At 59.6% G+C, this 16,492-nt stretch carries 15 protein-coding genes; 4 read left to right on the top strand and 11 right to left on the bottom strand.

Annotated features, from left to right (window positions below):
• Window positions 1–136: 136 nt before the first annotated feature.
• The 7 genes from ASG35_RS28445 to ASG35_RS28420 all read right to left on the bottom strand — a co-directional run bounded on the left by ASG35_RS28445 (window position 137) and on the right by ASG35_RS28420 (window position 5,751).
• The gene (locus ASG35_RS28445) at window positions 137–631 is read right to left on the bottom strand and encodes a hypothetical protein (RefSeq protein ID WP_056365647.1); all 495 of its coding nucleotides are present in this window, start codon (window positions 629–631) and stop codon (window positions 137–139) included.
• Window positions 631–1,914: a PQQ-dependent sugar dehydrogenase gene (locus ASG35_RS28440; protein ID WP_056366127.1), complete on the bottom strand. Its 1,284-nt coding sequence runs from the start codon at window positions 1,912–1,914 to the stop codon at window positions 631–633. The genes ASG35_RS28445 and ASG35_RS28440 overlap by 1 nt, the downstream gene beginning before the upstream one ends.
• Before the next feature lie 46 nt (window positions 1,915–1,960).
• Entirely contained in the window at window positions 1,961–2,128 is a 168-nt protein-coding gene (locus tag ASG35_RS32015) for a hypothetical protein (RefSeq protein WP_200945798.1), read from the bottom strand.
• Window positions 2,129–2,206: 78 nt separating this feature from the next.
• Window positions 2,207–2,578 carry a DUF3175 domain-containing protein gene (locus tag ASG35_RS28435; RefSeq protein ID WP_056365644.1) on the bottom strand — a complete coding sequence of 124 codons (372 nt, stop codon included), beginning with the start codon at window positions 2,576–2,578 and terminating at the stop codon, window positions 2,207–2,209.
• 13 nt (window positions 2,579–2,591) lie between these two features.
• A complete protein-coding gene (locus ASG35_RS28430; protein WP_235527753.1) occupies window positions 2,592–3,209 on the bottom strand; it encodes a UdgX family uracil-DNA binding protein in 618 nt (205 codons plus the stop codon).
• 7 nt (window positions 3,210–3,216) lie between these two features.
• Window positions 3,217–4,758, bottom strand: a complete 1,542-nt coding sequence (locus ASG35_RS28425; RefSeq protein ID WP_056365633.1) for an FAD-dependent oxidoreductase — start codon at window positions 4,756–4,758, stop codon at window positions 3,217–3,219.
• A gap of 72 nt (window positions 4,759–4,830) precedes the next feature.
• Complete coding sequence (locus ASG35_RS28420; protein ID WP_056365629.1) at window positions 4,831–5,751, bottom strand: LysR substrate-binding domain-containing protein; 921 nt, start codon at window positions 5,749–5,751, stop codon at window positions 4,831–4,833.
• A 109-nt stretch (window positions 5,752–5,860) separates the two neighbouring features.
• On the opposite strand from ASG35_RS28420, the gene ASG35_RS28415 reads away from it, so the two are divergent.
• Window positions 5,861–7,135, top strand: a complete 1,275-nt coding sequence (locus ASG35_RS28415; RefSeq protein WP_056365625.1) for an MFS transporter — start codon at window positions 5,861–5,863, stop codon at window positions 7,133–7,135.
• Window positions 7,136–7,338: 203 nt separating this feature from the next.
• Window positions 7,339–8,196 (top strand): NAD-dependent protein deacetylase, encoded by an 858-nt coding sequence (locus ASG35_RS28410; protein WP_056365622.1) that lies wholly within the window; start codon window positions 7,339–7,341, stop codon window positions 8,194–8,196.
• Here ASG35_RS28410 and ASG35_RS28405 read toward each other — a convergent pair whose 3' ends face one another.
• Both ASG35_RS28405 and ASG35_RS32375 read right to left on the bottom strand, forming a co-directional pair.
• The gene (locus tag ASG35_RS28405) at window positions 8,197–9,048 is read right to left on the bottom strand and encodes a PA4780 family RIO1-like protein kinase (RefSeq protein ID WP_056365619.1); all 852 of its coding nucleotides are present in this window, start codon (window positions 9,046–9,048) and stop codon (window positions 8,197–8,199) included.
• 854 nt (window positions 9,049–9,902) lie between these two features.
• A complete protein-coding gene (locus ASG35_RS32375) occupies window positions 9,903–10,166 on the bottom strand; it encodes a hypothetical protein (RefSeq protein ID WP_235527752.1) in 264 nt (87 codons plus the stop codon).
• On the opposite strand from ASG35_RS32375, the gene ASG35_RS28400 reads away from it, so the two are divergent.
• Window positions 10,159–11,919, top strand: a complete 1,761-nt coding sequence (locus ASG35_RS28400) for a hypothetical protein (protein ID WP_235527751.1) — start codon at window positions 10,159–10,161, stop codon at window positions 11,917–11,919. The genes ASG35_RS32375 and ASG35_RS28400 overlap by 8 nt on opposite strands.
• Window positions 11,920–12,253: 334 nt before the next feature.
• Here the strand turns inward: ASG35_RS28400 and ASG35_RS28395 are convergent, their stop codons facing one another.
• Window positions 12,254–14,359, bottom strand: coding sequence for a phosphocholine-specific phospholipase C (locus ASG35_RS28395; protein ID WP_056365613.1), 2,106 nt, complete (start codon window positions 14,357–14,359; stop codon window positions 12,254–12,256).
• Between the two features lie 599 nt (window positions 14,360–14,958).
• Between ASG35_RS28395 and ASG35_RS28390 the strand changes: the two genes are divergently transcribed.
• Window positions 14,959–16,065 (top strand): catalase family protein, encoded by a 1,107-nt coding sequence (locus ASG35_RS28390; protein WP_056365610.1) that lies wholly within the window; start codon window positions 14,959–14,961, stop codon window positions 16,063–16,065.
• 55 nt (window positions 16,066–16,120) lie between these two features.
• Here ASG35_RS28390 and ASG35_RS28385 read toward each other — a convergent pair whose 3' ends face one another.
• On the bottom strand, window positions 16,121–16,483 hold the full coding sequence (locus ASG35_RS28385; RefSeq protein WP_056366125.1) for a glyoxalase superfamily protein: 363 nt from the start codon (window positions 16,481–16,483) through the stop codon (window positions 16,121–16,123).
• Window positions 16,484–16,492: the final 9 nt, after the last annotated feature.

Raw genomic sequence — 16,492 nt, 5'->3', positions numbered from 1 at the left:
TTCGGTGTCACTCTGGTCCGGCCGTCATGCGGGCCGGGTCACTCATGCGGGTCGCTATCGATCAGGCACTTGAGTATTGTGCCGTGTATAGGAGGATAGCGTTGCAGATCAACCATGACATGAGTCAAAGACAGTGCTATGACTTGCGTGCGCGGCCTGGCGGCGTGGCATGGAAGAGCGGATTGAAACCCGCAGAAGGCGCGGTTTTCTGTGCGGGTTTAGCGGCTTTTTTGGCGGCCGCGCTGCCTTTAAGGCTGGCGCCCGCAAGCTGACTCATGAGTTCGTTGTCAGGTTCATCGTCGACGGAATCTTCCTGCGTTTCCGGCTCTTGCTGTTCCTTTTGCGATGCTGTGCGGCGGCCGCCAACATGCTCGACCACGGCGAAAAATTCCTTCGATGGATTGCGGATCGCGCGCCCGGGCATCATCGTGATGGCGACGACTTCGTGCAGCGACCTGCCGTCCACGCTTTTGAGTTCAAGTGCCGAATGCCAGTCGATCGCGCTGTTCGCAAAGCCTGCGATCACGCGTTCGAGAACCGCGGGCGACAGCACGCCGCCATCGTAAAGATTGATCAACGTGGCTTCGGCCACGGCAAACAATCCATTCGCCGATGCAGCGCGCCGCGCCATCAGTTCCCGGCCGCGGTTTGCGCTGGCGTGACGCGCCAGACCGCGTTGCCAACGTCGTCGGCCACGAGCAATGCGCCCGCGTGATCGAGCGTGACGCCGACTGGTCTCCCGCGCGCATCGCCATCGGACGATAAAAATCCGGTCAGGATATCTTCAGGCGGTCCCGACGGTTTGCCGTGTGCGAATGGTACGAAAATGACTTTGTAGCCGCTTCGCGGCTTGCGATTCCACGATCCATGCTGACCTATGAACGCGCCATTCCGATACTTCTGCGGGAACAAGGTTGCATCGTAGAACGTAAGACCCAAGGAAGCTGTATGCGATCCGACCGCGTAATCCGGAGGAATGGCTTTCGCGACCATCTCCGGGTTTTGCGGCTTTACACGTGTGTCGACATGCTGGCCGTAATAGCTATACGGGAAGCCGTAGAAAGCACCGTCTTTCACCGACGTCATGTAGTCAGGCACAAGATCGTTACCGAGTTCATCGCGCTCGTTAACCACGGTCCAGAGCGCGCCGCTTTCGGGATTCCACGACATGCCGTTAGGATTTCGCAGGCCCGATGCAAAGATGCGCGACTTGCCTGTCGCCCGGTCGATCTCCATGATTGCCGCGCGTCCTTCTTCCGCTTCGATGCCGTTTTCGCCTGCGTTGCTGTTGGAACCGACGGTCGCATAAAGCAGCTTGCCATCGCGGCTTGCAATAAGGTTCTTGGTCCAATGATGATCGATAGGACCGGCCGGCAAGTCCGTCAGTTTTTCCCCGGGGCCGGTAATGGATGTGTCGCCTGTGTGGTATTTGAAATGCAGGATGGCGTCGGTATTCGCCACATACAGATCGTCGCCGACGAGCACCATGCCAAACGGCGAGTGCAGCTTGTCGATGAAAACACTTCGCATGTCAGCTACGCCATTGCCCTTGGTATCGCGCAAAAGAATGATGCGGTCGGGGCTCACGACGCCCGCGCCCGCGCGTTTCTGAAACTGCTTCGTGATCCATCCTTTCAGGCCGGCTTTGGCGTCATGCTGGGCGGGCGCGTTGCTCTCGGCCACAAGAACGTCGCCGTTGGGCAAAGTCGTGAGCCAGCGCGGATGATCGAGTCCCTTCGCAAATGCGTTTACCGCGAATCCCTTTGCGGCGGTCGGCATCGTGCCTTCGGGCCAGGGTTTGGCGGGCGCTACGTTGAGCGTTGGAACGATAGTCGAGTGAGGCGGAGGCAATGTAGGCGAGGGACCAAAACCGATCGACCCATCGGACGCGGTGCCCGCGCAACCATTCAGCATGCTTGCGAGTATCGCTACGCTGCAAATCGACGTGCGAAACATGTAATCACGCACCGCCGATTCCTTCGATGACCTTGCCCAAGCCGTCGCAAGTCGGGCATTTCTGGCCTTCTTTTTTGCCTGAACCGTTGCAGTCCGGGCAGAGGTTCTCGCCGGTGCCCGGGGTGCCGGGCGCAGCTTCATCGCCGGGATTGAGATCGGTGTTCTCAGGCATCACTTCTCCTTATGCAAGTCGCACGGCCGTGACCGGCGGTTCGCGATCGCAGACAAGCGTTGCAGCAAGTTGCGTTCCTCAGGGCTTGCGGCCAAACGCTTCGCGTAGCCGCTTTTTCGCGTTATCAAGGATCGTGCGCCGCGACTTGGGCAAATTGCGCCCTGCGCGATTGATGTAGAAGTTCAGCATCGACATGGCCGACTGGAACGGCGTGCCCTTGCGACGGTTGCTGCGCGTCGACGACTTCTTCAAGGAGTCCGCGATCTCCTGCGCGGTGCCTTCCTTGAAAATGTCCGTCTGAATGTCCATTGCATCGCTGGTTTCCATCACGTGATGCGACCAGCGTTTTGAATCCGATGTTTTTGTGGTCTTCGCTGTCTTTGGTTTGGCGCGCGCGTGTTTTTGCCGCGTCGTGTTGCGTTTGCCCGTGGTTTTCGATGCGGTTGCCATGCCGTGTCCTCCGTTATGTGCTGCGTTCGCTGATCAATCGACGAGCAAGTTTCAACGCATCCACGATCGCGCGAAATGCGGCATCGCGCGCCTGTGCGTCGGGCGCTCGAAGTGCATACGACGGATGAAATGTCGCGATGACGAGACGTCCGTCATGCTCGATTGCTTCGCCCATCGACGCCTGAAGTTTCACAGTCGATCTCTGTAGAACCGACTTCAACGCGGTGACGCCCAAGGCAACGATAACCTTCGGATCGTGCTCCGCAAGTTCGCGTTCGATCCAGTAATGGCATGCATCGATCTCGCGTTGAGCAGGCGTTTTATGCAGCCGGCGCTTGCCTCGCGGTTCCCATTTGAAATGCTTCACCGCGTTCGTTACATAGACTTGCGAGCGGTCTACACCGGCTTCCTGGAGCGCGTCATCAAGGAGCGCGCCGGCCGGGCCGACGAACGGCTTGCCCTGCAAATCCTCCTGATCTCCCGGTTGCTCGCCGACCATCATCAAAGGTGCGCGATGCGGACCGATGCCCGGCACTGCTTGCGTTGCCGCTTCCCACAATATGCATCGGCGGCACTGGTCGAGATGCTCAGGCTGCTGATCGGGCGACATGCCGATGGGTTTCGTTGCCATGGCCGAATCAGCCTGCGTTGCCTGCGGCGCGGCGCGCTTCATCGAGCGTCAGCGTCGAACGCATTGCTTCGGCAAGCTTCGCCGTCGATGCCTCGCGATCGCATGCGACGACCGCCGCGACCGTGCCATCCTTCATCAGATAAGCGATGAAAACTTGCGAGCCGAGATCGCCGTCGATCACCGCGTCGTCATGCTCGATTGCATGGCCTAAGTATTCGAAGCGTTTGCTGAAATGATAGGTCCAGAAATAGGGCACGCCCGAGTAGTGTTCGTCGCCACCGGCCATGTTCAGCGCCGCAACGCGCGCGTGTTGTTGCGCGACGCGCCAATGTTCGATGCGCAAGTCCATATTGGCGCGCGGAAGCGGGAACTGCGCGACGTCGCCGGCCGCATAGAGCGAAGGCGCTGCGCGCATGGCGGTATCGACCGGGATGCCGCCGTCTTCGGCGAGCGTGATGCCTTGCAGGAAATCCGTCGCGGGTTTGATGCCGGTTCCAATCAGCACGACGTCCGCTGGAATCTTCTCGCCGTTGTCGAGTTCGACATGGTCGACTGCGTCACTGCCGGTGAACGCTTTCACCTTCGATTCCATGCGAAACACGACGCCGTTCTGCTCGTGCAGCCGCTGGAACATCAGCCCGAGTTCATCGCCGAATTGCGCCGCGAGCGCGATCTTTCCCGGCGCGATCACGGTCACGTCCAGACCGCGTTTCTTAAGCGCTGACGCAACCTCCAGCCCGATAAAACTCGCGCCCACGATCACCGCTTTTTTTGCGCCTTCGAGTGAAGCGACGAACATGGCAGCGTCGTCGCGCGAGCGCAGCAAGTGCACGCGACGCAAGTTTGCGCCGGGTACGTCCATCGGTTTCGGAATGCCGCCCGTGCAGATCAACGCCGCGTCGTAATGCAGCGTGAGATCGTTCGGCAAGTCGATGCGTTTATCGGCGGAATCGAGCTTGATTACGTGCGCTTCGATGCGCTCGATGCACTGCTTCGTGGCAAAACCTTCCGGCAGCAGCGGCGGGACTTCATCGGGCGGCATATCGCCTGCAGGCACGAATTTGCTCAACGCCGTGCGGTCGTATGGCTCGCCAGACTCCGGCCCGATCATTACGATACGTCCGTCGAAACCCGCTTCACGCAGCGCGGTGCACGCTGCAGCGCCCGCCGCGCCCGCGCCGATGATCGCCATCGTGCGGGTGTCCGCGCTTGGGATGTGCGCCGGTGGTTCATCGGCCTCGGGCGAGACCAGCACGTTGCCGTTTTCGACGGATACCGGATACCGCTGCAAGCCGAAGAGCGCCGGCGGTTCGACCACGCTTCCATCTGCTATCGCAAAGGTGCCCTTGTGCCACGGACACACGATCCGGCCGTTGCAAACAGCGCCTTCCTCGAGCGGCGCGCCAGCGTGCGGGCAATCCGCCGAAAAAGCGTGAACGCTGTCGCCTTGCCGCACGAGGAGAATGGGTGTTTCGGACAACGTTACCCGTATGCCGCGGTCCGCGGGAATATCGTCCAGCTTCGCTGCGTGCTGCATCTGTCCTGCCATGTCGCGCTCCCGTCTCGTGTTCACGACGGATTCAGCAAAAAGCGGGCCGTCGGCAGAAAGCGCGAGAGCGCTTCAGGCCGCCATGCGTTCGAACGATGCCGAGCCACCGCGCACGGAGTCGAGAATGATCGATGAGAGCCGCTCCACAGGCGGCGCGGATTTCGCCGATGCCCGCACGAGCGACAACGGCAACGATGGCAATTCCGGCAGACCGGCGGCGCGTTCATCGAGCGCGCACACCGACCTCGGCAAGCCGTATTGCGTGCGCACTGTCAGCCCGAGCCCGGCAGCGGCTGCGGCCCACAATCCGGACAAGCTCGGACTCGTGAACGCGACGCGCCAGCGGATGTTCGCGCGATCCAGTTCCGCGGTTGCCGCGCTGAAGAAAAGGCACGCACGATCGAACGCAACGAGCGGCAGGGGTTCGTTGGCGTCAGGATTCCAGGGCAGGGTGGACGAGCCGATCCAGCACATCCGCGGTTCGGCGATGAGTTCATGCTGCACGCCGGCCCGGACTTCCCGCGCCGCCAGCGCCGGGTCGCCCCACACCAGCGCGAGATCGAGTTCGTTCGAATCGATACGCTCGAACAGCTCGGTGTTGCGCGCCACGCGCGCCTCGATGCGCACCTTCGGATGTGCGCGCGAAAACCGGCCGAGCACGTCGGGCAACATGATTTCGCCGAAATCCTCCTGCAAACCAAGCCTGATCCAGCCCTCGAGATCCGGGCCGCGAACGGCGACGGCGGTTTCGTCGTTGAGATCGATGAGACGGCGCGCGAAACGCAGCATGGTTTCGCCGGCATCGGTCAACGCGAGACTCCGGCCGGCCTTCTTGAACAACGGCACGCCTGCCTGCTCTTCGAGCTTCTTGATCTGTGCGCTTACGGCCGATGTCGAACGCCCGACCCGGTCCGCCGCCTTCGCAAAACTTCCGAGCTCCATGCCGACCACGAAGGTGCGCAGCGACGCGATATCGAAATTGGTGTGTGACAAGGCGATGATCCCGTTTTATCGAAGTATCGATGCGATATTACTTGATATTCAGGATCGTCGGGATGCGTCAGACTTGGGGCATTGAATCCTGAACGGACGCCATAAAGCGATGCAAACTCAATGCGCAATCCCTCTGGTTGAATCGACCGGACGCCGTCTCGGCGCTTCTCACCGCTGGAAAGTCCTCGGCGTGGGTGTTGCAGCGAATGTCAGCTTTTCGGCAGCGATCGCGGGCATTCCGACCACGGCCGTCTGGCTGCGCGCGGATTATCACCTCGGCAACGCGGCGCTCGGGCTGGCGCTCGGCGCAATGGGCCTGGGCGTTGCGATATCCGAATTGCCGTGGGGCGTTGCCACTGACCGATGGGGCGATCGGCCGATCCTGCTGACCGGCTTGGCGACCGTCGCTCTCGCGTTCCTGGCCATGATGCTGTTCGTGGTGCCATCGGCAGCGTCGGTGCCTTCGTTGTCATGGCTGGTTGTATCGATGTGCGGTGTCGGACTGCTCGGCGGCAGCGTCAACGGATCGAGCGGACGCGCGATCATGCGCTGGTTCCAGGAAGGCGAACGCGGCCTTGCAATGAGCATCCGCCAGACGGCCGTGCCGCTCGGCGGCGGCCTTGGCGCGCTGATTCTGCCGTGGCTTGCGTCCACGGGCGGCTTCCGGCTCGTCTACGGCGCACTCGCGTTTATGTGCGCAGCGGCGGGCTGTCTTGCCTGGCGCTGGCTTCGCGAACCGCCGGAAATGTCCGACGCGTCCGAAGCGCTCTTGCATGCAGCGGCTGCATCGCGCGTCCCGGCCGCGTCTGCCGTCAGTCCGTTGCGCGACACGATGATCTGGCGCGTGGTGCTTGGTATCGGCATTCTTTGCATCCCGCAATTCGCCGTGCTCACGTTCGCCACGGTTTTCCTGCACGACTTCGCGCACGTCGGCTTGCCCGGCATCACCGCCACGATGGTCGCCCTCCAGCTCGGCGCAATGGTCATGCGCGTCTGGAGCGGCCGTTTCACCGATAGACACGGCAACCGGCGCGCCTATACGAAGATCTCCACGTTGATCGCGGTGGCGGCGTTCGTCGCGCTTGCAGCGGCGACGGGGTGCGGGTTGCCGGCCGGCTGGCTGATAGGCTTCATTGTGTTCGCGGGGATTTGCGTGTCCGCGTGGCATGGCGTGGCTTATACCGAACTTGCCACGCTGAGCGGCAAGGATCGCGCAGGAACCGCGCTTGGGATGACGAACACGGCTGTATATGCAGGTTTGTTCATCACGCCATTGTCGATTCCGCATTTGCTCGCGGCCGGATCATGGGGCGTGGTCTGGCTGGTTGCGGCCGCGTGCGCGCTGCTTGCTTATCCGCTGTTTCCGAAACCCGTCAAGACGTGAGAATGTACATTCGTATGAACGCTTGCTTCGATCAATCGATATCGCGGTGATAACGGGTGACGACGCGTTTTTCACGTGAGCGGCGTCAGCAAGTATTTGCCGGGCAGGGCGCTGCCTTGAAATATGCCTCTTTTGCTTGCGAGAGAGTGAAGTTCCGCCGGCTCTCTCAGCAAACAAAACGCATTGCCGTTACTATTTCGGCAATGAATACTTCCTACGCCAGCGCGTCTGCCGCGCTCTCCGATCCGCTTCATGCGTTCGTCGAACGGTATCCGCGACTGTTTGTATTGACCGGCGCGGGAATTAGTACGGAATCCGGAATACCTTGCTATCGTGACAAGGAAGGGCAGCGAACCGGACGGGCGCCTATTCTGCTGAAGGATTTTCTCGGCTCCGAATTCGCACGCAAACGCTATTGGGCACGCAGCATGATCGGCTGGCCCATGCTCGCAGGCGCCGCGCCAAATGCGGCGCATCTGGCGGTGGCGCGGCTGGAACGGCTCGGCGTGTTTCATCGGCTCGTGACGCAGAACGTCGACGGCTTGCATACGAGCGCGGGCAATACGGACGTGATTGAACTGCATGGCAACATAGGCCGCGTGCGCTGTATGGATTGCAGCGACGAAACCCCGCGTGCCGCACTCCAGCAACGGCTCATTGCCGATAACCCCGGCTTCGTCGGACTGGCAGCGTTGCCGGTTGCTGACGGCGATGCACAACTCGAAGGCTACGACTTCAACGCGGTCAGCGTGCCGCATTGCGCGCGCTGCGGCGGAATGTTGAAGCCAGATGTGGTGTTCTTTGGCGAAGGCGTGCCGCGCACGCGCGTTGACGCCGCTGCACTCGCGCTCGATCAAGCCGATGCAATGCTCGTGCTCGGCTCTTCCTTGATGGTGTATTCGGGCTTTCGATTTTGCGAGTGGGCCACGCGTGCAGGCAAGCCCATCGCCGCGGTCAATCTCGGGCACACCCGGGCGGATGCGCTCCTGCAATTCAAGGTGGAGGCGCAATGCGGGCCGGTGTTGTCGGCACTGGCCGATGCGCTCGAAGGCAACCGCTAGTCAGTCGCCGGCTTCCTGCTCGCGGCGAATACGGGCTTCTTCTTCCAGCCGGATATCCTCGATTTCCTGCATCACGGCTTCCAGATCGACCGGGGTTGTATCGACTTCTACGTGGCCTGTGAGTTTTGTATCGACGGTGAGCAAACCCGCTTCATACAGCGCCCACATTTCCTTGCCGTAGCTCGCCTTCAACAATTCCGGCGCGAACTGGCCGAAGTACGTGGCGAGGTTATCCACGTCACGCTGCAGCATGGCGGCGGCTTCGTTGTTGCCGGCGGCATCCACGGCTTGCGGCAAGTCGATGATCACCGGCCCATCCGATGCAAGCAGGATGTTGTATTCCGACAAGTCGCCGTGAATCATGCCCGCGCACAACATGCGCACGACTTCGCGCAGCAGAGCGTCGTGCAATTCGAGTGCGCGATCATGGCTCATGTCGACATCGTTCAGACGCGGCGCGACGTCGCCTTGTGCGTCCACCACGAGTTCCATCAGCAGCACGCCGTCCGTGCAAATGTACGGCTGCGGCACGCGAACACCTGCATTCGCGAGGCGGAACAGCGCGTCGACCTCGGCGTTTTGCCACGCTTCTTCCTGCATCTGGCGGCCGTAGCGCGTGCCTTTTTCCATCGCGCGAGCTTGCCGGCTGTTCTTCACCGTGCGTCCCTCGCGATACGACGCGGCCTGACGAAAGCTGCGCTGTTTGGCGTCCTTATAGACCTTCGCGCAACGCGTTGAGTCGCCGCTTCGCACCACATAGACGGTCGCTTCCTTGCCGCTCATCAACTGGCCGATGACCTCGTCGATAAGTCCTTCTTCCAGCAATGGCAGCAGTCTTTTTGGCGTTTTCATGAGGCCGCCGCACAGGAAAGGACTTCGCAGGGAGCGCGAAGAGGGCGGGAGGCAAGGAGGCGGGAAATTGGAATCATGGCGGATTATAAAGGCAACGCGGAGAAGCACGGCGAGAACGGCGACGCGGCTACGTGGTGTGCTTTATCCGGAGCGCGATGAGCGTGGGAAATAAGGCGGTTTGCTTCGATCTTCTTCAGACGCTTCCCATAGATGAATCAGAAAAATTGGATTCGCGCTTCCGATACGCATTGGATTATCGAATGAGAACGCGAGGCTAAAGTTCTCGAAAAGCCGGCCGTTAATCAGTTAAGGATACGCGTGACCACGCATGGGGATTATTGGTTGCCGTCTCAGGTCAACTTGGTCCGGTTCAGCAAATAAAAGATGGTAAAGCAATTTATGGTGACGAGCACCGCAGGTTATGGCCTGGCGGGTCTACTAGCTCTTCAAAAAGGTTTCATTTTTGATTCGTCTTCAAATTGATTTCATATGATAAAAGCGCAGTTATTTGCCTGAAGAATCATTAGAAGCCGCAAAAACATTTATGAGCTCTGTTTATTAAATATGATGATTATATATTTACCGATTTATAATGAGACGTTACAACTTGTTACGCCTTTTTTACTGGTTCAAAACGTTTCGTCTATGTAACATCCGTTCAGACCTTCAAGGCGTTGTTGCGTGTCTATCGCGAATTTTCGTTTCAGCGATAAGCCATTTTTTCGGGTCTTTTCCTCGATTTACTCATCAGCCGGGTTCCTTTTCAGAGGCGCCTGGGGGCACCGCTGTGTCTGATTCTGCTTTATCGCTATGACCGGGCGATCATCGAAAATGAAAACGAACGCGATACTTAGCTATGCAATGTATTTACTCCTGCTTGCATTGGCCGCATGCGGTGGAGGTGGCGGCGGTGACGGTTCCAGCGGCACCGCCAGCGGCGGCGGCGCGGCGGCTGCGGCGAGCGGAAATAACTCAGGCGCGGCTTCGGGTACATCTGCAACGGCGTCCGGCAGTCCTTCCAGCAGCGCTTCGGGAACGAGTGGAACCACGGGTGTATCGGCAGGAGCGACGCCGGCTCCCGTGTCCCCTTCGGCTGTCACAAGCGCGACGATGCGCATGACGTGCGCGTCGCCTGTCACGAGCGCGGCGTTGCCGGGCAGCGGACTGGTTTCAGTCGATACCCCCAGTGCCGACGGCACACGTTTGTTTGCATCGGGCTCGGCTTTCCACCTGGCGATATCGGCTAATCCGCCCGCCGCCGACACACTGGCATGGACCGTAAGCGACGCGCTCGGCAAGACCGTTGCGAGCGGCAGTTTCGCGGCGCCGCCGGGCGGCAGTATGACGACGCTCGATTGCACATCGACGGTAGCGGGTTATTTCGCGGTATCGGCGACGCTTGCGAAAGCGGGTGGAAGCGTCCCGACCGCGGGTACGCGCCCGACCGGCTTCGCGACCTTCGGCGTGTTGCCCGACGTCACCGCCATACTCCCCGCTCCCACCTATGCGCATCAGGAACAGCATCGTTTTGGCATGCAGGGGTTCAACGGCTGGACTGCGATGCTCGATGCGCTTGGAATCAGATCCACGATCGATGACCGCCAGCTATCCAGCACGGAGCCGAACGGCCCCAACAGTTTCGCCGCCACGGCCGTGACCGCGGATACCGGCTACGCAAGCAGTCAGATCATGCGGCTCGTGCGTCTCGACGGGATTCCTGGATGGGACAGCCCGACCGGTGCATTCAACGACAGCTCGTACTTACCGAACGACCAGCCGGGTTATCAGACGTACATGAGCCAGGTTGGTTCGGAAACCGAACTAATGCGGAAGAAGTACTTCCCGTCGATGTCGAACAACTACTATCAGGTCACCTGGGAGCCGGACCAGACGTGGCTGGGATCGGATGCCGATTTCGTGGCGCTGTACAAGCTCGCCTACTTGGGTCTTCATGCAACGGACCCTAACGCCGTCGTGATGGGGCCAACGGGAGCGTTTCCGTCGCTGACGACCAAGCGTCTGAAAAAGATGGCGCGGCTTGGGTTTGCGCAATACCTCGATGGCATTGCAACGCATGGATATTACGATGCCGGCACATCGCCGTCGCATCCGCCGGAGCGCCAGGCAACCGATCCAAACTTGGCCAATGCTGCGAACGCGTTGACGAACGAGATGCGCAATTTGCGGCAGGAGATGCAGGCGGATTACAAGCCGGGCATGAAGTTGTTCGTAACGGAAACGGGCATCAGTTATGACCTGGGGACATCGTACGGACCCGACTACCCGACATCCAACGTGCTGTTTGCGCAGGGTGCGATCGTTGCGCGCACGCACATCATTTTGCTTGGTGAGGGTGCGGACCAGACCTACGTGTTCTATGGCGCGGATTACCCGGGCGAAACCGGTTATGGCACCTTCTTCGATTTATCGAACGCGCAGGGATCGTTTGGCGCGAGCCACGTCAGCCCGAAGCCGGCCGCGCTGGCGGTTGCCACGATGACGCGCGTGCTCGACGGCACGACCACGCTCGGACCCGTCAACGGCGTTCCGTCGGGCGTCTACGCCTACGCGTTCGAGCAGCGCGGAACCGGCAACGCGGTTACCGCCTTGTGGACGCACAACAATGCGGTGTGGAGTGCGAGCGGCGGTTTCAGCCAGACATACAGTGTGGCTTACACGCTTGCTGTGGATGCCCCGGGAACGAGCGGCACTGTTCAGGTTCTGGACTGGATGGGCAATGCATCGAGCGTTGCGTACAGCAACGGCGTGGTGTCACTCAATCTGACTGAAGCGCCGTTGTACGTGGTATCGAAGAACACTGATGTAGCGAAGGCAAACTCAACACGACCAGCGGGTTATGCCGGCATGTAAAGACAAAAGAAAAAAAAGAAACATCAAATGCCAGGAGCGTTTGAACTAGCCCGAGAGCACTGGTGGCGAAGCGTGTGGATGTAGGGGTACGGAGGGGTAGGGTTAAGAATTAGCGGTTGGGAGGCGTTTTCTTTGCTTCGTTTCTTTGTCGCCGTTGGACAAAGAAATGAAGTCCCGCCACGGACAGTGGCTAACAGTGATCAAGAGAACATCTAGAACGAAACCCGCGAAGACATAAGCAGCAGGAACCCAACACCAACCCCGCACCACCCCAACCCCAAGCCCGAAAACGCCAAACGACCAGCCCGTCCGGCGCCTTCGGGCATCAAAGGCCTCAACCTCCCAGTGCAGGATCCGTCATACTGCTCTTACCCGTCTCCACATGCCCGGCGAAACGCCGCACGAACGAGCTATCCGTATCGATGGTAATCGTGAAGTCATACCACCCGAACGAGTCACGCAAGTCCAGATACACCGTCTCCGTCCCGCCGCCGCGAATTGGCTGCTTGATCTTGGCGCCGGATTCATAAGCGCTAACAATCTTGAAGTTGCACTTCCCGGTCCCAAGATTCTTCAGGCGCAACTGAAGATTGCCATTAGCGACATCGTAGCCTTCGACCACTTCCGCAATCGCCTGATTGTCGCTCCACCAATGCTGCTCGACGGCCTTCCCGGCAAAGCGCCGGAGGAAACCGTTGGGTCCGTGAATCACGTAGTCGTATGCGTTGGAAGCGCCTAAAGGCAGCTCGTCACGCAAACGATCCCCGGCGCCAACCGTATAGCAGCTCGGCGCTGTCGTGCTGTTCGCGGTAAAGACAAGGAACGTCGCGCCCACACTACCCGTGTTGATGAAATCGAACGTGACGCCGTTGGTCGTGCCTGCATGTGCGTGAACGAACAACTCATAAGGCAACGCGCGCGCCTGGCGAACACCGGGTTCCTGCTTCGGAACTGCCTGAATAGCCGGCGGAATGGGAACATAGTCGGGATGACGAACTTTCTGCACAGGTGCATAGCTGCTCGTATCCGGCAACGTCGGAACCGCTGCGTTCGGATTCTTGAAGTTGAACGCGGACGTCAAATCGCCGCAAATCGCGCGGCGCCACGGCGTGATATTCGACTCGGTGACGTTCGGGCGCGAACCAAAACGCTTTTCGATGAATTGAATCACCGACGTATGATCGAAAACTTCCGAGCACACAAACCCGCCTTTCGACCACGGGGAAACGACCAGCATCGGCACGCGTGTTCCAAGGCCGTATGCGCCGCTTTGATAGGTCGAGTTGCCCGGGAAAATCTCGTTGACAGTGCTGACCGTAGACTTGCCGTTAGCCTTGGACGTCGGCGGGAACGGCGGCACGACGTGATCGAAGAAACCATCGTTCTCGTCGTAGTTGATGAGCAGAACCGTCTTGCTCCAGACTTCCGGATTCGAGGTCAGGATCTGCAGCACCTGGTCGACATACCACGCGCCATAGTTCGCCGGCCAGTTCGGATGTTCCGAGAACGCTTCCGGCGCGACGATCCACGAGACCTGCGGCAACGCGTTGTTCTGAACGTCGCGCTTGAGGATATCGAAGTAACCGTCGCCTGCTTGCGCGTTCGTGCCGGTACGCGCCTTCTGATACAGCGCGCTACCTGGCTGCGCATTGCGATACTGATTCAGGTAAAGCAGCGCGTTGTCGCCATAGTTGCCAATGTACGGATCGTTGGTCCAGCCCCACGATCCGTTGGCGTCGAGTCCCGTGCCCGCGTCCTGATAGATCTTCCACGAGATATTCGCTTTCTCCAGCACTTCCGGATACGACCCCCAGCTATAGCCCACCTCCGCGTTGTCGATGACAGGACCGCCGCCGTTGCCGTCGTTGCCAACCCAGCCGGTCCACATGTAATAGCGGTTCGGATCCGTCGATGAATTGATCGAACAGTGGTACGCATCGCAGATCGTGAAGGCGTCGGCGAGCTGGTAGTGAAACGGAATGTCTTCGCGCGTGAGGTACGCCATGGTCGTCGTGCCTTTGTACGGCACCCACTGGTCGTATCGGCCGTCGTCATAGGCGCCTTTGCCGGACTTCCAGTCATGCGGCAAATCCTGGATGAACTGGTTGCCGAGATCGGGCGCGCTGGGACGGAACGGCAGCACCTCGCCCAGTCCCGCAGCCAGCGGCTGATTGAAAACCGGCTTGCCGTTGGGCAGCGTGACCGCGCGCGTATCGCCGAAACCGCGAACGCCTTGCAGTGTGCCGAAGTAATGATCGAACGAACGGTTTTCCTGCATCAGCACGACAATATGCTCGACGTCCTGAATGCTGCCGTGCACGTTGTTGGCGGGGATGGCAAGTGCGTTGCGAATGCCTGCGGGCACGACGCCCATTGCAGTTGCAGAACCGGCGGCCTGTACGGCAGCCTTGAGAAAGTCACGTCGGCTTTTTAAGGTCATGGGTTTTTGTCAGTCGGGGTGGGGGATGAGAGTTTGCGGGTCGTACATCGATATCACTCCGCCTCGTGAATCACGGGAGGCAGCAGGGGATCGGACGCAGGCGAGGCGGGTGATTCTTTCGGTGGGGCGAGGCGCGCTACAGCCGTGGATGGCTGCGTCTGCTGCATTGCCCAATTCTGGATATCCGACGAACTAGCCGGGAGTGGTGCGGAAATATCGGCTTGCGGTAACGAAGGCGAAACGGACGAGGAAGGTGCATCGTGATCGCCGCAGGCGGCGAGCATCGAACAAAAAAGCATCGCGCAAAGCATCCAGGCGATGGTGACGGATCTGTTGAACACAAGCGTCCTCTTGACGATAGACAGACGTTGTCACGCGCGAACGCACGACGCCAAATGAACTAGCGAGAGGATAGAAATTACACGTGTAGGAATTATTAAATAAAGGAAATTACTTGCTAAGCGTAATACTTAAGTAATAAAGGTGTTTGATGAAAGTAGGCTTCGTATTGCTTGAAACGTAAGCTCCCGGGAACGGCGATTGCACGAAACGTTCTTTAGCTGGCTAGTTAAGTTCATATAAATCCCCTGGAGTCCCACATGTCTACACCGCTAAGCATTCGCCCTTTGCCGTTCGATTCCACCTTCGAGCAAATCCCTGCCGACGAAGCCGAGACCACGCAAGACTTGGTCGCTACATTGCGAGGCATTCTCGAAACCACGTCGGCTGATTACGGTCACGCGGTACGTAGCGTTCACGCGAAAAGTCACGGCTTGCTGCAGGGCGAATTGATCGTGCCGGAAGGTTTGCCGCTTGAACTCGCGCAAGGCGCATTTGCCAAGGCGGGCAGCCTCCCGGTCGTCATGCGCTTCTCGACGAACCCTGGCGATATCCTCGATGACAAGGTCTCCACGCCACGTGGACTCGCGTTGAAGATTATCGGCGTGGAAGGGGAACGATTGCCCGGCGCCGAAGGACAAGTGACGCAAGACTTCGTGATGCAAAACGCGTTGGCTTTCACCGCCGCAACGCCAAAGGCATTTCTCACCACGCTCAAGGCGCTCGCCAAAACGACGGACAAGGCGCCAGGCATGAAGCAGGCGTTATCCGCTGTGTTGCGGGGGACCGAAGCGGCAGTCGAAGCCTTAGGCGGCGAGAGCGGCACGCTGAAGAGCCTGGGCGGTCATCCGAAAACCAATCTGCTCGGCGAGACGTATTCCACCGTGGTGCCCGTTTTGTATGGCTCGTACTACGGGAAGATCGCGATCGTGCCGGTATCGCCGGAACTCGCTGCGCTTAAAGATGCGCCCGTCGATCTCGATGACAAACCCAATGGCTTGCGCGAAGCGGTAAACGACTTCTTCGCGACCACGGGCGGCGAGTGGGAAGTCCGGGTGCAGCTCGCGACCGATATCGAGAAGATGCCGGTTGAGGATGCATCTAAACAATGGCCCGAGGACGAAAGCCCGTTCGTGACAGTGGCGCGCATTCGCGTGGCGGCGCAGCCCGCGTGGACCGACGCTCGCTCCGCGGCAGTGGATGATGGCCTTGCGTTCAGCCCGTGGCATGGTCTTAGCGCGCATCGGCCAATTGGAGGCGTGCAGCGCTCGCGCAAGCCGGCTTACGAAATGTCGTCGGGCTTTCGCGGCCAGTTCAATGGCTGCCCGATGCACGAGCCGAAGTCGCTCGATCGCTTGCCCGACTGATCATTGATTTGATTTTATGGAGCGCCCGGTTCGCATGTTGTGAACCGGGCGTTTTTCATTTGGCGCGCTCGCAGAAACTGATGCGGTTACCGAACGGATCGGATACCGCTAGCACACGTCCCCAAGGCATGGTCTCGACGCCCGCCCGCGCGTGCCGATAATTCTTTTGCGTGAGTTCGGCATGCAGTTCATCTATGTTTTCGACAGGAACGAACAGCGCCGATCCGGGCGTGGCATCGCCGAAATGTTCGCTCAGATGCAGCGTCGTTGCATCTCGCGAAACCTGGGCGTAGAGCGGAGCGTCTTCTGCAAACCGGTGCTCCCATTCCCACCTGAAACCAAGAAAATCGACGTAGAACTCCCTGGCTTTATCGACTGAAAAGATGCGGAAGATCGGGATGGCGGCCGAGAGTTTCAAAGCATTCTC

The sequence above is a fragment of the Burkholderia sp. Leaf177 genome, assembly GCF_001424345.1.
GTDB lineage: Bacteria > Pseudomonadota > Gammaproteobacteria > Burkholderiales > Burkholderiaceae > Caballeronia.
The sequence above is the reverse complement of the archived record's forward strand: the minus strand, read 5'-3'. Positions and strand labels throughout refer to the sequence as shown.

Excerpts from the sequence above, each read along its gene's own strand:
- ASG35_RS28445 (WP_056365647.1), bottom strand. The coding sequence starts at position 631 with ATGGCGCGGCGCGCTGCATCGGCGAATGGATTGTTTGCCGTGGCCGAA.
- ASG35_RS28440 (WP_056366127.1), bottom strand. The coding sequence starts at position 1,914 with ATGCTGAATGGTTGCGCGGGCACCGCGTCCGATGGGTCGATCGGTTTT.
- ASG35_RS32015 (WP_200945798.1), bottom strand. The coding sequence starts at position 2,128 with ATGCCTGAGAACACCGATCTCAATCCCGGCGATGAAGCTGCGCCCGGC.
- ASG35_RS28435 (WP_056365644.1), bottom strand. The coding sequence starts at position 2,578 with ATGGCAACCGCATCGAAAACCACGGGCAAACGCAACACGACGCGGCAA.
- ASG35_RS28430 (WP_235527753.1), bottom strand. The coding sequence starts at position 3,209 with ATGGCAACGAAACCCATCGGCATGTCGCCCGATCAGCAGCCTGAGCAT.
- ASG35_RS28425 (WP_056365633.1), bottom strand. The coding sequence starts at position 4,758 with ATGGCAGGACAGATGCAGCACGCAGCGAAGCTGGACGATATTCCCGCG.
- ASG35_RS28415 (WP_056365625.1), top strand. The coding sequence starts at position 5,861 with ATGCAAACTCAATGCGCAATCCCTCTGGTTGAATCGACCGGACGCCGT.
- ASG35_RS28410 (WP_056365622.1), top strand. The coding sequence starts at position 7,339 with ATGAATACTTCCTACGCCAGCGCGTCTGCCGCGCTCTCCGATCCGCTT.
- ASG35_RS28405 (WP_056365619.1), bottom strand. The coding sequence starts at position 9,048 with ATGAAAACGCCAAAAAGACTGCTGCCATTGCTGGAAGAAGGACTTATC.
- ASG35_RS28400 (WP_235527751.1), top strand. The coding sequence starts at position 10,159 with ATGCGCATGACGTGCGCGTCGCCTGTCACGAGCGCGGCGTTGCCGGGC.
- ASG35_RS32375 (WP_235527752.1), bottom strand. The coding sequence starts at position 10,166 with ATGCGCATCGTCGCGCTTGTGACAGCCGAAGGGGACACGGGAGCCGGC.
- ASG35_RS28395 (WP_056365613.1), bottom strand. The coding sequence starts at position 14,359 with ATGACCTTAAAAAGCCGACGTGACTTTCTCAAGGCTGCCGTACAGGCC.
- ASG35_RS28390 (WP_056365610.1), top strand. The coding sequence starts at position 14,959 with ATGTCTACACCGCTAAGCATTCGCCCTTTGCCGTTCGATTCCACCTTC.